Here is a 15,385-nt window from a genome sequence, read left to right as displayed (position 1 = left end):
AACTAAACGCAAAAAAGCCACGCAATGCGTGGCTTGGTTGGATAAAGCTAAACTTTTACAAGGTCAATTATAAGTACTGACCTAATGCTTTAACTTGGTCTAACATGCGGTTTGAGAAACCCCACTCATTGTCGTACCAAGCCATTACTTTAACTAGTTTGCCATTGGCTTTAGTTTGCGTTGCATCAAAGATAGACGACGCTGGGTTATGGTTAAAGTCGATAGAAACAAGCGGAAGCTCGTTATATTCTAAAATACTCTTCATTGAACCCGTTGATGCTTCTTTCATGATTGCATTGATTTCTTCTGCAGTCGTATCACGCTTAGTGATAAACGTAAAATCAACTAAAGAAACATTGATTGTAGGTACACGTACCGACATACCATCTAATTTACCAGCAAGTTCTGGTAATACTAAACCAACAGCTGCCGCAGCACCTGTTTTAGTTGGGATCATAGATTGAGTTGCACTACGCGCACGGTATAAATCTGGGTGGTAAACGTCAGATAAGTTTTGATCGTTGGTGTAAGCGTGAATAGTCGTCATGCTACCTTGCTCAATACCTACTGTGTCGTTAATTGCTTTTGCAATTGGCGCTAAACAGTTAGTAGTACAAGAAGCGTTAGAAATGATATTGCTGTCAGCATTAATTACGTCGCTGTTTACACCATGCACTACTGTTGCATCTAAACCAGTACCTGGAGCAGATACGATTACTTTTTTAGCGCCTGCAGTAATGTGCTTAGCGGCGTCATCACGTTTAGTGAAAAAACCAGTACATTCTAAAACGATATCTACGTTTAGCTCTTTCCACGGTAAGTTTGCAGGGTCACGCTCTTGCGTTAACGTAATTACGTCATCCCCAATTAGCATAGTGTTGTTTTCAAGTGTTACTTTTTTTGAAAATTGACCATGAACAGAGTCATATTGCGTTAAATGTGCATTTACGTTAGCTGGTGCTAAATCGTTAATTGCTACAATTTTAATTTCGCTGTTTTGAGCTGACTCATAAAGTGCACGTAAAACATTTCTACCGATACGGCCGTACCCGTTAATTGCTACATTAATCATTTTAGACTCCTATTTAAGTTCACTTGCTTGGCGAGCAAGCGCTTCAATTGCTTGCCAGTCTTTATTTTCAATTAGTTGTTTATCTAGCATCCACGTACCACCAACACAAATAACGTTGTTAAGCGCTAAATAATTAGGAGCAGTTGCTAGGCTAATGCCGCCAGTTGGGCAAAAAGTAATATGTGGTAATGGGCCACCGATTGATTTAAGCATAGCTGTTCCGCCTGCAGCTTCTGCTGGGAAGAATTTTAAATACTTAAAACCATGCGACGCAAGTTGCATAACTTCACTTGCAGTTGCAGCGCCTGGTAAAAATGGTATATCTGATGTTTTAGCTAAAGCAATAAGCTCATCGCTCACACCTGGACTCACCATAAAATCTGCACCAGCAGCAACCGAAAGATCAAAACTTGCCTTATCTACTACCGTACCAGTACCTACATAGGCTTCAGGTACTTCTGCTTTCATTAGCTTTACAGCTTCTGCAGCAATGGGTGTACGTAGTGTTATTTCTAAGGCTTTTAAGCCACCGTTGTATAAAGCTCTTGCAAGTGGTGCTGCATCTTCTAATTTTTCGATTACAACCACTGGCACTACGGGTGCCGATGCTAAGATTTTTTCAATACTCATTACTTGTTCCTCATTACCCAGTATGGCTAATATTTATTCAAGTCCAAAAGCACTCGCGCCTAAATCGGCACTGCTTACGATATTTCTAAATCCAGTAAATAATTCACGACCTGTACCAAATGTTGCACTTGGCAGGCTAAGCTCTGCTTCACGCTTAGCAAGTTCTTCGTCGCTAACGTGTACTTTTAATATTCCGTTTGGCGCATCAAGCGTCACTAAATCGCCTTCTCGGATTTTAGCAATAACGCCGCCTTCTACTGCCTCTGGTGCTAAGTGAATAGCAGCAGGTACTTTACCTGATGCACCCGACATCCGACCGTCAGTAACAATGGCTACTTTAAAGCCTTCATCTTGAAGCGTTGCCATTACTGGCGTTAACTTGTGTAGCTCTGGCATACCTTTCGCTTTAGGGCCTTGCTCTTTTAGCACGGCAATAAAGTCTTGGTTTAATTCGCCACGAGTGTATGCATCTTGCAGAGCACTTTGTGAACTAAATACTTTTGCAGGAGCAGTAACGGTTTGATGTTCTTCAGCAACAGCTGACACTTTGATAACAGCTTTACCTAAGTTGCCAGTTAGAAGTTGCAGACCACCTTGCTTACTAAATGGGTTACTCACTGGGCGAAGTACTTCTTCATCGTGCGAGTTTGCTGGGCAATCTACCCATTTAACTTTAGTTGGGCCAGTTGAGTCGCTCATGATCAAGCTATCGTCTTTATCTAAACGAGGCTCTGTCATGTATGGTGCTAAACCATCGCCAAGCATTGTTTTAACGTCTGTATGTAAGTAACCAGCGCTTGCTAGTTCTCGCATTAAGAAACCCATACCGCCTGCTGCTTGAAAGTGGTTTACATCAGCTGAGCCGTTAGGGTAAATACGTGTAAGAAGTGGTACAACTTCTGATAAGTCAGACATATCTTTCCACGTAACCTGAATGCCGGCAGCTTTTGCTATCGCAACAATATGGATTGCATGGTTAGTAGAACCACCTGTAGAAAGCAGACCCACTAAACCATTTATAATCGTTTTTTCGCTGATCACATCGGCTAAACAAGGGCTTTCTTTATCATCCGTAAGCTGCTTAAGCATAGTTTCTACAGCATTACCTGTAAGGCCATCGCGAAGCTCAGTGTAAGGATTAATAAACGAGCTACCTGGAAGGTGTAAGCCCATTATTTCCATCAACATTTGGTTTGAATTGGCAGTACCGTAGAACGTACACGTACCAGCGCTGTGATAAGACGCACTTTCAGCTTCAAGTAAGTCTTCGCGGCTCACTAAACCTTGTGCAAACTTTTGGCGAATACGTGCTTTTTCTTTATTCGGAATACCTGATTGCATTGGACCTGCTGGTAAAAAGAACACAGGTAAATGACCAAACGACAATGCACCAATTAATAAACCAGGAACAATTTTGTCACAAACGCCTAAACAAAAAACGCCATCAAACACATCGTGCGAAAGAGAAATTGCTGTAGACATAGCAATTACATCGCGAGAAAAAAGTGAAAGTTCCATGCCGTCACGCCCTTGCGTAACACCATCACACATTGCAGGAACGCCACCAGCAACTTGAGCTGTAGCATCGTATTTTGTTGCAATGTCTTTAATTAAATCTGGGTAGTCTTTGTATGGCACATGAGCCGATAACATATCGTTATATGAGTTGATAATAGCAAGATTTGGCTGCTCATCAGCCTTTAAGCGCGCTTTGTCATCACTGCTACATGCAGCCATAACATGGGCTATATTTCCGCAACCTAAACCGGCACGAACTCTTGTTTGTTTTTTTGCGTGCGAAATGCGATCTAAATAATCTTGACGGGTATTTTTACTGCGTTCGATAACGCGCTGGGTAACTTCTTGAATACGAGGATGTAACATAATTTAACTCATCTCTATTAGTTAGAGGATAAAGGCTCAGTAGCAACTACAGACTCCACGTAAATAACTGTACTGAGCATCTTTGATTTACCCGTTCAAAGGTACGCTACCAGGGAGCCTCTCACAACAACCCTGACACCGGTGTCACTGTATTAACGCATAGCAATGACACCGGTGTCAACCCCGAGTAACAAAAATAGTTTAATATTTTAACATGACCGAATAATGACCTAATTGATTTTTAGGCACAAACCATGTTTTAGCAAGTTCAGAGTAAAAAAAGCCCGAATAAGCGTCACTCATATTCGGGCTACTGTGAAAGTGTTTTAAACTCACTATTTTATTGCTGAGGTAGACTCGCGTGTAATCAAGCGCGACTCAAGCGTTACCTGATACGGCTGCTCTTGTGGTTGAGCTATGTGTAAAATAAGTTGCGTTACGGCTTGTTTAGTCATTTCTTCAACGGGCTGTGCAATTGTTGTTAACCCAGGCCAAATATGACGTGCAATGGGCGCATTATCAAACCCAGCTATTGAAATGTCATCAGGCACTTTTAATTGGCGCTGAGTTGCTAATTTAAGTACGGCAGCCGCCATGTAATCGTTTGATGCAAATACAGCGGTTGGCCTAGGGGATAAATCTAATATGCTGCGTGCACTATCTACACCTGAGTGATAACTAAAGTTACCCTCCTCGACTAAGCGCTCATCAAATTCTATACCATGGCTTGCAAGTGAACGCCTGTAACCTTTAAAACGTTGTTGCGTGGCACTGTGATCCGGGTGCCCTTTAATAAAGGCTATAGATTTATGACCGAGGTTAATTAAATGCTCGGTAATCTCAAATGCGCCTTGCTCGTCGTTACTACGCACTGAAATTGAATCATCTTGTAGTAAAGCTGAAGCAACTCTTGCATAAGGAATTTTTTTAGATTTTAAAAAAGAAGCAAGCTCAGCAAAATCACCAAAAGGAGGTGTTAGCACAATGCCATCTAATCGAGAAGTTTGTAGTAATTGCTCAATATTATTTATAAGTGCTTCACCACGAAACTCACAAGGGTGTATCAATAAATTATAGTTGTTTTCTTTACACGCTTCTAAGGCGCCCGTTTGCACTCGGGTAATATAACTTTTACTTGGGTTATCGTATAAACAGCCAATAATAAAGCTACGATTTTGAGCAAGACCTCGTGCAATTGGATTTGGGGTGTAATCAAGCTCTTTAAATACCGCAAGCACCTTTTCTCGGGTGGCGGCACTTACATTAGGCTCATTGTTTAACACGCGTGAGACGGTTTTTTTAGAAACCCCTGCATGGCTTGCTACACTATTTATGGTTACTTTTTTCATCTGTCCATTATCCAAATACAACCTGTAAGACCAAAGCCCTATTTGCTATTGTGTAAACACGCAGCAGCGCCAATAAGCGGTATGTTGTCTTGTGTTACGAGTGTTACAGGGATTTGTCCTGCGTACTGCGACATAATACCCTTTTGCGAAAATCGTTCAACAAAACGACTCTCAAGAAGTCTCGCTTGCATACGAGGTAGTATTCCACCGCCAATAAATAATCCACCTAACGCGCCATAAACAACCGCTAAATCACCGGCAACACTGCCAATCCAATCACAAAACTGGTTTAAGGTTGCATCACACACATCACATTCACCACTATTTGCAAGGCTGCTAATTTGTGCGGCATCTAAATTTTTAGCTGTTACACCCTTAACCGCAGACATTGCTTTGTATAAATGCGTTATGCCAGGACCTGAAAAAACTGTTTCGATAGAAACATGGGGATGATCTTTACGTAACTCATTTAATAATAAAGTATCGAGTTCATTAACAGGTGCAAGTGATATATGCCCCCCTTCTGAACTTAGCACTGCGGTAGATTGAGACGTTCTAACTAAGCACGCGGCACCAAAACCAGTACCTGGACCTATAACACCAATGTTTGCGTTATCATCAGCTTGACCTGATTTAACAATGACATTTTGTTTAGGATCTAAGTAAGGGGCAGCGTAAGCAAAGGCAGCAAAATCATTAATGACTTCAAGTTGTTGTAAATCAAAATGAGTTTTAAATTCACTGACGCTAAAATGCCAACCTAAATTGGTTAAATGCACTTGCCCGGCTTTTATTGGCCCTGCAACGGCTAAACATGCGCGTTTGGGTGCAATATGTGGGACTGTTTGTAAATATTGCTCGAGCGCACTTTCAAGAGAACCAAAATTGGCACTAGGAAAAATATTAATGTGCTCTATTATAAATTGGTTAGTCTGTTCATTAAAAGCAGTTATTAAAGCAAAGCGGGCATTAGTGCCGCCGACATCAGCAACTAAGATGGGATCAAATTGGGCAGAAGCGTTTGGGCTCATAGTATTATCTCTTTTGTTAAGCGACTCATGCTTATTATTTTACAATGGTGTACCATTGTTATTTATACTTTGAGCTATCACCTCAAAGTAGCTATCACAGTAAAAAATGCTGCCTATAAAGATATAGACAGCGAATACGTTTTGACAACAAAATGATAAAACACTGACATTATGACACCGGTGTCAGGAATTTATCAATAAAAATATACGTTAATTCACAAAAAGCTTGAAATTATTCATCAATAAACGAAAATGACACAATAATTTATCAATTTAATTAAGTTGTAACAATGAAAGGTAAAGCTACCTCATTTGATATTGCCCACTATGCAGGGGTATCTCAATCGACTGTATCTCGCGCTTTACGTAACAGCCACCTTGTTAATGAAGAAACACGGAAGCGTGTTTTCGATATAGCCAAAAAGCTTAATTATAAAGTTGATAAAAATGCGAGTAACCTTCGCACTCAACAAAGTAGTACGCTTGCATTATTGTTGTTTGAAGATCCTACTTCTGACGAGTCCCAAATAAATCCTTTCTTTTTAGCCATGCTTGGCAGTATTACCCGTGCTTGCGCTAAAGAAGGTTACGATTTATTAGTTTCATTTCAATCGGCCAGTGCTGATTGGCAAGCAGACTACGAAGACAGCCACAGAGCTGATGGCATTATTTTACTCGGGTATGGCGATTACATTGATTACCAACCAAAATTTAACACCTTACTTGAACAAAACACTAAGTTTGTTTGCTGGGGTGCAACGGTAGATAACCGTCCCGATTTAACTGTTTGTTGTGATAACTACGGTGGCGGTAAGCTCGCCGCTGAGCACTTTATTGCGCATAGCAGAACTGATTGCGCTTTTATTGGTGACGCCTCTGATCACAGCCCCGAATTTTTTAGTCGTTTTCAGGGTTTTAAAGATGAGCTATTGGCTAACAACGTTAAAATAAATGAGCGTAAAATGGCTAATGCTATCTCTACTGAAGAATCTGGCTATCACGCAACACGCTCACTAATTGCTAATAATATTAAATTTAACGCCTTATTTGCTGCAAGTGACTTAATTGCTATTGGGGCTATACGCGCACTTAAAGAAGCAAATATTAACGTGCCGAAAGATGTTGCGGTAGTCGGCTTTGATAATATAGCCATTGCAAGTTATGTAAACCCACCACTAACTACAATAGAGCAAAACACCACTATTGCTGGGCAAATGTTAGTAGAGAACCTATTAAAACTGATACGTGGTGAAGAAGTTCAAAGCACCCTGTTGCCTCCTATTCTCATTCCTAGAAAGTCAAGCTGAGCCTTCTCTTTCCATGTATATGCCGATTACATCCATTCACATTCGTTTACAAACAAGAAAACCATTTAAAAACAGACAATTAAAAAAAAAATAGCGAAAAAAATCACTTTTAAGGCCCAAAACTGACTGTTTCAGCACCTATTGCGTAGTTACTCACCATTAACCGCATTTACTATTTAGTTTCAATAATGTAAATTTATTGTGATGCTATATTTCACTTTGTTTAATTTATGATTTATAGCTTAAATAACAATAATATCTCAGGGATTTACATATGTTTAAAACTAAAGCACTATCAAATGCAATAAGATATTCTTTATTGCTAGGATCTGTAGCCTTAGCGCCTAACGCGCTAGCCCAGGAAAATGACTTAAACTCAGACGTTGAACTAGAAGAAGAAGCGCCAGAGCGAATTGTTGTAACAGGTTCGCGTATAAGAAAAGCTGAATTTTCAAATGCATCGCCAATTCAAATTATCAACGGTGACTTATCTCGTGAAATGGGTTTATTTGATGCAGGTTCAATGCTCCAGTCAACCAGCCAAGCGGCTGGTGCTCAAATAGATAATACATTTGGTGGTTTTGTACTAGATAACGGTCCAGGCGCTGCAACAATCGGATTTCGTGGTTTAGGTGCTGAGCGTACTCTTGTACTTATCAACGGTCGAAGAATGGCTCCAGCAGGTGTAGGTGGTGCGCCAACTTCACCTGATTTGAACTTAATACCAGGTGTAATGATTGAGCGTGTAGAGAATTTATTTGATGGCGCATCAACCGTTTATGGTTCTGATGCAGTAGCGGGTGTAGCTAACGTAATATTAAAAAAAGATGTTGAAGGCTTTATTTTTGATGCATCTTACCGTCAACCTAAAGGTGAAGGCGGTGAAGAAACTGTACTTTCGGGTATGTGGGGCAAAACCATGGATAATGGTTTTATCACCGTTGGTGTTGAATATTCAGAACAGAAATCTCAATCTTTAGCTGGCAACCCTTTTGTTAAAGGGTGTGAAGAGCGTATTTGGGAAGCTGAAGATGGCAGTATCGTAACCCGAAACAGTGGCTATGGTCCTGTAGCAAGCGGTGAAGATTCATGTGACATTTTCCCTCTAACAAACCGTATTAGCGTACCATCTTTCTTTGGTAGTGTTTATTATACACCTGACTTTACAAACACTGGTATTCCAAACTTCAGCGAATCAACTGTACCATCAAGTCTTGAAGGGTTTTTACCTTCATGGGTAGCGGGCGATTTTGATGGCGATGGTATAAATGATGGTGTATTTGTAGATGGTAACGGCGATGGTTTCCGTGACGTTGATTTCCAAGACCCTCTATACGCTTTCCAACAATCTGATTATTACAAAAGTGGTGATTACAGAAGTAAAAATGAACGTATTTCACTAATGCTTAATGGTGAATATAACTTCCAAGATGATAACGATACAACTTTCTACTACGAAGGTTTATACGCTAGTCGTAAATCACCAATTTTTAGCCCAGGTGCACAGATATTCCAACAAGTAGCGGCATCAAACCCATATAACCCTTGTGGAACAAACGGTATTGACTGTTTTGGCGTGTTAGGTGTGGGCCCTGGTGGACCAGAAGCCGTTCAGCCAATCATCAATATTCGTGGTGACCGTGATCAAACTGAGGTTGAAGTTTCACAATATCGTTTAGTTACTGGTGTTACTGGTAATCTTGGTATGTTTGAAAACATCGGCTTAGACAATTGGTACTACGACGCATCTGTATCGTACAGCGCATCAAAAGGTACTGACCACCGTGTTGGTATTGATGAAGAGCGCTTAATTAACTCATTAGAAACCGCTGTTCTTAATGATGATGGTACTGTTACCTGTGGTACCGGTTCTGATGGATGTGTTCCTGTTAATTTATTTGCAGATAGTATTTATCAAGAAGGTGGCGGTACGCTTTCACCTGAAGAAGCTGCTTACTTGTTTATCGACCGCGATATCGAAACTAAAGTAAACCAGTTTGTTTTCAATGCATTCATGGGTGGTGATTTCTTCGCATTACCATGGAACAACGAAACTGTTGCAGGTATCGTTGGGGTTGAATATCGTCGTGATGAAATTGAATCAAATCCAAATGCTGCTGCATCTCAAGGCTTACTATGGGGCTATTTTGCTGACCAAGGCGCTGATGGCTCACGTAACTTAAAGGAAATATTCACAGAAGTTGAATTCCCTTTACTTAAAGGTGTTAAAGGCGCTGAAGAACTTACATTTACAGCTTCTGGCCGTGTTTCTGAAGAATCTTTCTACGATGCAGAATCAACTTATAGTCTTAAAACAATTTACCGTCCTGTTGAGTGGTTTACTCTACGTGCAACAAAAGGTACTTCGTACAGAGCACCTAACCTACGCGAGCGTTTCTTAAACGGTACGTCTGGTTTTAATACAGTTGCCGATCCATGTGTTGTTCCGGAAGATGCTCGTAATATCGACCCATTGAACCCAGGTTCAGCAGCTACATATAATGCAGCAGAAGAAACACGTGATACAGCTGTACTAAACGCTTGTCAAGCATCAGGTATTGATCCAACTACTCTTGGTTTAGGTCAAAATGGAACTGACTCATACACTGCAGCTTACAGCGCTGAGATTGAAACTGGCGGTACAACTGAGCTTAGTGCTGAAACATCAGTGGCTAAAACATACGGTTTTATCTTTGAACAACCGTTCACTGATGCATTTGATTTAACAATGTCATTAACCCGCTTTGATATTGAAGTAACGAATAGTATTGCAGAGCCAAGCGCTGGTTACAGTATTGGTCAGTGTTATTCTGCTGATGGTAATGATGCTTTCTGTAGCCGTATCGGACGTGACGAAAATGGTCAAATTGATTTAGTTGATGCTAGCTTTATCAATATTGGTTTAATCTCATCTAAAGGTTTTGATTACAATATCTACTTTGAAACAGATACAGTAATCGCAGAAGAAAACCTAGGTATTACACTAGATCTTCAAGCTACTCGCATGACAGAGCAAGTTTTTGACGTGCTTGGTACTATTGATGACAATATGGGCGAGCCAGATTCTCCGGAATGGCGTGGTACCGCTCGCTTACAACTTAAATACTCTGATTTTAGATTTAACTGGGAAACGCGTTTCATCGGTAAAGGTCGTGAAGATGAGGATGATTTAGGTGAATTTGAAGAAGGCACTGCAGGTTGTCGTGGTTTAACTGATGCTAACGGTGAAGCACTTAAATGTCGCCCAGTTGGTTTCACCGATGACTACTTTGTACATAACATTGGTATGACTTGGTCTAACGATGCTTATAAAGTGAACTTTGGTGTTCGTAACGTGTTTAATGAAGCACCTCCTAAAGTAGATCCAAGTGGTTCTTTTTCAAACACTAATATCCCTCTAGGTGTTGGTTATGACACTTCAGGTCGTAGCCCATACATCAGTTTTACAGCTTCTTTTTAATTAGAATTGGCTGAGTAAATATTCAATCCAGATGGCCTAAAATTTTAGGCCATTTTTTTTGAGGGAATAAAAATGAAATTTAAAAAAAGAATATTAGTAGGATTAACCCTACTAGGCCTATCTTCTTTTGCTAATAGCGAAACTGGAGATGCGGCACAAGTAAGCAGTATTGATGCTTTCTCAATGTCATCTGCTATACGCAGTGTTGTAGCATCACCTGATGGTAAGAAGCTTGCTATTTTAAGAGCGACTACTAAAAATGGTGACTATATAATTGAGATAAGAGATCCAAATAACCTAGATGCAGAGCCTGTAAGATTAGGCGCTGATAAAATGCTAATATCTTCAATCGTATGGTTAAACGATGAAAAACTTGGCGTTATGTTTAGGCAAATATTAGAAGATGGAAGTCGCAAATACTGGGTTAATAAGTTTGCAATAACCGATGCAGATGGTAAAAGCGACTGGCTATTACCATTTAAGAAAAAACGAAATGTTCAATTTAATATAATAAATATACTTCCTGACAAAAAAGATGAAGTATTAGTAGAGGTTGATATTAATAATAACTACATTCCAGATGTAGTGCGCTTTAATATTAATACTGGACGAAGCGTTACTGTAATGCGCGGAAATGAAAAAGTATCAGGCTCATTCGTTTCTGACTACGACGGTGAAATAAGAATAGCCCAAGGTTGGAATAAGTCTGATAACGCAATCGATTATTATGCCCGAGATAAAGGTAATGATGATTGGAAAGTAATTAAGCAAGTTAGTCCTAAAAAGCGTGAAAACTTTGAGATTTTAGGGTTTGCGAAAGGTAACCCTAACGAAGTTTATGTTAATGCCAACTTAGGCGAAAATACGACTGGCATTTATATTTATAATATTAAAACAGGTCAGTATTCTGAACGTCAATTTGGTCTTAAGTCTGTAGATACTGATGGTGTAATACTTGATACCGACGGCACCTTACAAGGCTTTCGCTATACAACTAAGCAACCTAAGTTTTATTTCACAGATCCTAACCTACAAGCACTTAACGAATCTGTTGCGTCTTTATTTAAAGGTAAATTTGTACAAATCATCAGTAGCTCTGATAACGATAATGTATTAGTAGTGAGAGTATCTGCTGACGATAACCCTGGCAGCTATTACATTGTTACTAATAAACAGAAGTTAACTAAGATTGGTGATCGCCTTCCGTTTATTGATAAAAGTAAATTAGGAACCGTTAAATATATCTCTTATAAAGCAAGAGATGGACGTAAAATAAAAGCATACGTAACTATTCCTGCAACTAAAGGTCCTTACCCCGCAATAGTACTCCCTCACGGTGGTCCTTGGGTTCGTGACTCTGTTGTATTTGATGACTGGGCACAGTTACTCGCCTATCATGGTTACGTAGTTATTCAACCAAACTACCGAGGTTCTACAGGTTACGGTTTGGAGCATTGGATAGCCGGTGATAATAACTGGGGCTTGAAAAAACAAGATGATTTAGATGACGCCGCACAATATTTAATAGATAAAGGTTTAGCAACAAAAGATAAGCTTGCTTTATTTGGTTGGAGTTATGGTGGTTATGCTGCATTTGCTGCATCTATGCGTGAAAACAACATATATAAATGTGTTGTTGCCGGTGCGGGTGTAAGTGATTTAAGTCGTATCAATGCAACTCTTAACGAAAATCGCTTTTTAAGTATCTTACAACGCCCTACTATTACTGGTGTCTCTCCTGTAGAGCAAGTAAATAAAGTAAATATTCCTATACTGGTTGTACATGGCGATATCGACAGTCGTGTTCCAGTAAAACACAGTAGAGACTTTGTATCTGAGCTTGAAAAGTACAAAAAAGACTTTAAATATATTGAGCTAGAAGATGCTGATCACTTTTCTGATACGCTTTTCTACGATCATAAAAAAGAGTTTTATACAGAGTTGTTATCTTGGTTTGATAATAAATGTGGCCTCAAATAATGTAATAAAAGGGTGGCATTCATTTCATATGAAGAGCACCCTTCATATCAAATCGCCTAATTCGGTGATCTATTTTGAGGTAAGAAAATCGTACTGATAACAAGATAAAAATTTCGTTATTTAGTTATTACCAACAAATAATTAAGTATTATTGCTGATTCATATTAGTTTAAATACAGAATAACTGAATAGTAAAAAAGGCTTCTAAATTTATTTAGAAGCCTTTTTAATAACTGCAGCTTGCTTTATATTAGTCTTTAAGTGACTCGCCAACCACTGGATAATAATCCCATACTTGTTTATCACTGAGTGAGCGTACAAGCTTAATGTATTCTGCATGTGTCCATGCAAGTGGCGTTGCTGAGTTTGTGCCCTCGCCTAGCTCATAACCAGCTTTATTTACACCGACACCATCCCATACTTGCTCTGGTAGCATTAGCCCTTTATTGGCAAATTGCTCCAAACCTTTAACATAACTATTTTTAATTTGCGCTTGTTTAGCATCATCAAAGGCGTTGTTTGCGTTAGCTGCTGCTATTTCATAGTGGCCACGTTCACCTGTGAAAAACGGCCATACACGACCACGTTGGCCTGGTGTATTACTGCCACCCTCGGCATAGTTTGTGCCCGTTACTTCATCTTCGCCGTAGCCATCATTACCATAGCGGCGGTAGCCTGCAAATGTGCCGCTGCCGTCGTCAAAGCTAAAGCTGTATTTAACTTGTAGGTTATCTTCTAGTGTTTCGTCATCGTACTCAGGTAGTGTTTTAACGATGCTTCCATCATTTGCACCGCGTACGCCATAGCGTACTAGCTCTAAAAAACCGCCATCTAAAATTTGCTTTTTATTAAACCCTTCGCGGCCATTATTAGCGTTAATTTTAGTGTTTGAGTTTGCATCGGTATCTTGGCCTATACGAATAAAGTATTCGCCATCGCTATTCTCGCCTTTTAAGTTACCTTTAGTGGTAAACATTTGCGATTCAATATCGCTGCTGTATTTTTTAGCTGTATCTAAGTAGCGCTTTGCGTTTGTATCATCGCCACTTAGTGTTGCAATATCACTGGCTGTAATAAGGCCAGCTACTATTGCTGCAGTAGTCGAAGGCGAATAACCGCTTTGCTCTTCCCAACGCTCTTGTTGGGTTGCCGGTGGTGTAATTTGCGTGTCGTTCCATAAAATTTTAGCAAGGCCGCCATCAACTAAAAAATCAGCCGCTGGTTTTAACATTTTGCCGTACCAGCTTTTTAGTTCTTCATCACTAAGTACATTGGCTTTATGTAACTTCCAGGCAAGCATGATAGGCATAGCTGTTTGGTCAAGCTGGACGCCCACCCATTCAAGCTCACCATCTACGTGCGTTTTTTGTAAAAACCAACCTGTATCGCCGTTATTTCCCGGTGTTTTGCTGTTTACTTGCACTTTTTCAAGGTATTCGAAAGCAGTTTTTGCTGTGGCTGTATCACCGAGTGCCATAAAGGCCATGGCTACTTGATAAAAGTCGCGCACCCATACTGCTTTATAGCCAGTAGAGCCCTCTTTAGCCGAAACCGTTTCGCCCCATGGATTAGATAGAGAAGCAATTAATGCCCCTGCGTGTGTTTTATCTTCTTGTGCTTTTAGAACCATGGCGCTGGTGTATAAAAGCTTACCGTTATCGGCTGTTTGTTCAATCATTTTATTGAGCGGTTTGAGACTTTGTAGGTAATCTTCCCAGCCTAGCGCTTCACCTTTACCGTTATAGTGATCAAGCACCGCTTGGTACCCTTTTGCTAAGCTTTTTTCGCCTTGCTTTATACTTTGCTGCTGCGTTTTACCAAAACTAAGTGCTAAATCAAAGGTGGTATTCGCGCTTATGTCGCCAAGCTCTGCAAGCATGCTTACATTACCTGCTGTATCGCCGGTATTTGTGTATTGTGTATTTATAGATTGCGTAGTTTTAAGTGCGTTAATACCATCGCTTTCACCGGTAAAGCCCACTGTTTTATCTTTAAATGAGGTCGCTGATTGAAGTGATAAATAGTTATCGTCTTCCCATGCGACAAGGCCTTGCTCAGTCGTTTTAGCGAAGTCACCTAGCCCGTTATTATTAATATACGGATTAACAGACACATATGCTTTTAGCCCTTCAAGCTCAGTGTTAAATACACTGCGTACAAATAATGTTTGCCCATCTGGGTCAGTAAAAATGTGTTTTTCTAGGCTAAAGCGCCCTTGTTTATCAGTGCTAGTTACTTTGTAGGCAAGCGATAACGGGCGACCTTGTGCATCTTTATGTAAGTAATCAATGGTGACATCTAAATCATCAGCTTCACTAACGGTAAAGTCTTTACCTGTTACTATAAATTGCATGTCTTTTATTTGAGCTTGGTGAATAAGCCCAAACATGGTTTCGGTGATCATACCTTTAGCAATTGAAAACCACACCTTAGATACATCGCCCGTTGCAGCTGAATCACTGTATTGGCCGTTTTGGTATTGCTCGTATGACGTGCCAATACCTGTTTTACCCGCATAAGCCCAAAAAGGCTCTGTGCCTGGGGCGCCTGGTGCTGATGTAACCTGTGCTGTGGTACTTTCGTTAGTTGTGCTTGTGTTTTGAGCGCCGCAAGCGGTTAAACCTAACGTTAAAAGTGAGGCGGTTATAAGGTTATATTTTTTCATTGTGTGT

At 40.2% G+C, this 15,385-nt stretch carries 9 protein-coding genes; 3 read left to right on the top strand and 6 right to left on the bottom strand.

Translation table 11 applies throughout. The features are described 5' to 3' along the window. Window positions 1-67: 67 nt before the first annotated feature. The 5 genes from gap to glk all read right to left on the bottom strand — a co-directional run bounded on the left by gap (window position 68) and on the right by glk (window position 5,966). Window positions 68-1,072: a type I glyceraldehyde-3-phosphate dehydrogenase gene (gap, locus tag H5157_RS05045; RefSeq protein WP_002959757.1), complete on the bottom strand. Its 1,005-nt coding sequence runs from the start codon at window positions 1,070-1,072 to the stop codon at window positions 68-70. A 9-nt stretch (window positions 1,073-1,081) separates the two neighbouring features. Further along, window positions 1,082-1,702: a bifunctional 4-hydroxy-2-oxoglutarate aldolase/2-dehydro-3-deoxy-phosphogluconate aldolase gene (gene eda, locus H5157_RS05040; RefSeq protein WP_002959756.1), complete on the bottom strand. Its 621-nt coding sequence runs from the start codon at window positions 1,700-1,702 to the stop codon at window positions 1,082-1,084. Window positions 1,703-1,735: 33 nt separating this feature from the next. Continuing rightward, entirely contained in the window at window positions 1,736-3,586 is a 1,851-nt protein-coding gene (edd, locus tag H5157_RS05035; RefSeq protein ID WP_182692865.1) for a phosphogluconate dehydratase, read from the bottom strand. Between the two features lie 335 nt (window positions 3,587-3,921). Beyond that, a complete protein-coding gene (locus tag H5157_RS05030) occupies window positions 3,922-4,935 on the bottom strand; it encodes a LacI family DNA-binding transcriptional regulator (RefSeq protein ID WP_182197028.1) in 1,014 nt (337 codons plus the stop codon). Window positions 4,936-4,973: 38 nt separating this feature from the next. Continuing rightward, on the bottom strand, window positions 4,974-5,966 hold the full coding sequence (gene glk, locus H5157_RS05025) for a glucokinase (RefSeq protein WP_002959751.1): 993 nt from the start codon (window positions 5,964-5,966) through the stop codon (window positions 4,974-4,976). A gap of 290 nt (window positions 5,967-6,256) precedes the next feature. On the opposite strand from glk, the gene H5157_RS05020 reads away from it, so the two are divergent. The 3 genes from H5157_RS05020 to H5157_RS05010 all read left to right on the top strand — a co-directional run bounded on the left by H5157_RS05020 (window position 6,257) and on the right by H5157_RS05010 (window position 12,713). After that, the gene (locus H5157_RS05020) at window positions 6,257-7,273 is read left to right on the top strand and encodes a LacI family DNA-binding transcriptional regulator (RefSeq protein WP_024596123.1); all 1,017 of its coding nucleotides are present in this window, start codon (window positions 6,257-6,259) and stop codon (window positions 7,271-7,273) included. Window positions 7,274-7,547: 274 nt separating this feature from the next. After that, complete coding sequence (locus tag H5157_RS05015; protein WP_024596124.1) at window positions 7,548-10,733, top strand: TonB-dependent receptor; 3,186 nt, start codon at window positions 7,548-7,550, stop codon at window positions 10,731-10,733. Between the two features lie 72 nt (window positions 10,734-10,805). Beyond that, a complete protein-coding gene (locus H5157_RS05010) occupies window positions 10,806-12,713 on the top strand; it encodes a S9 family peptidase (protein ID WP_182721319.1) in 1,908 nt (635 codons plus the stop codon). A gap of 250 nt (window positions 12,714-12,963) precedes the next feature. Here the strand turns inward: H5157_RS05010 and H5157_RS05005 are convergent, their stop codons facing one another. After that, window positions 12,964-15,378, bottom strand: a complete 2,415-nt coding sequence (locus H5157_RS05005) for a glycoside hydrolase family 15 protein (protein WP_182724294.1) — start codon at window positions 15,376-15,378, stop codon at window positions 12,964-12,966. Window positions 15,379-15,385 lie beyond the last annotated feature (7 nt).

The organism is Pseudoalteromonas sp. SG43-3 (genome assembly GCF_014164385.1).
Taxonomy (GTDB): Bacteria; Pseudomonadota; Gammaproteobacteria; order Enterobacterales; family Alteromonadaceae; genus Pseudoalteromonas; species Pseudoalteromonas distincta.
Note: the sequence above shows the minus strand (reverse complement) of the source record. Positions and strands in the feature narration are given on the sequence as shown.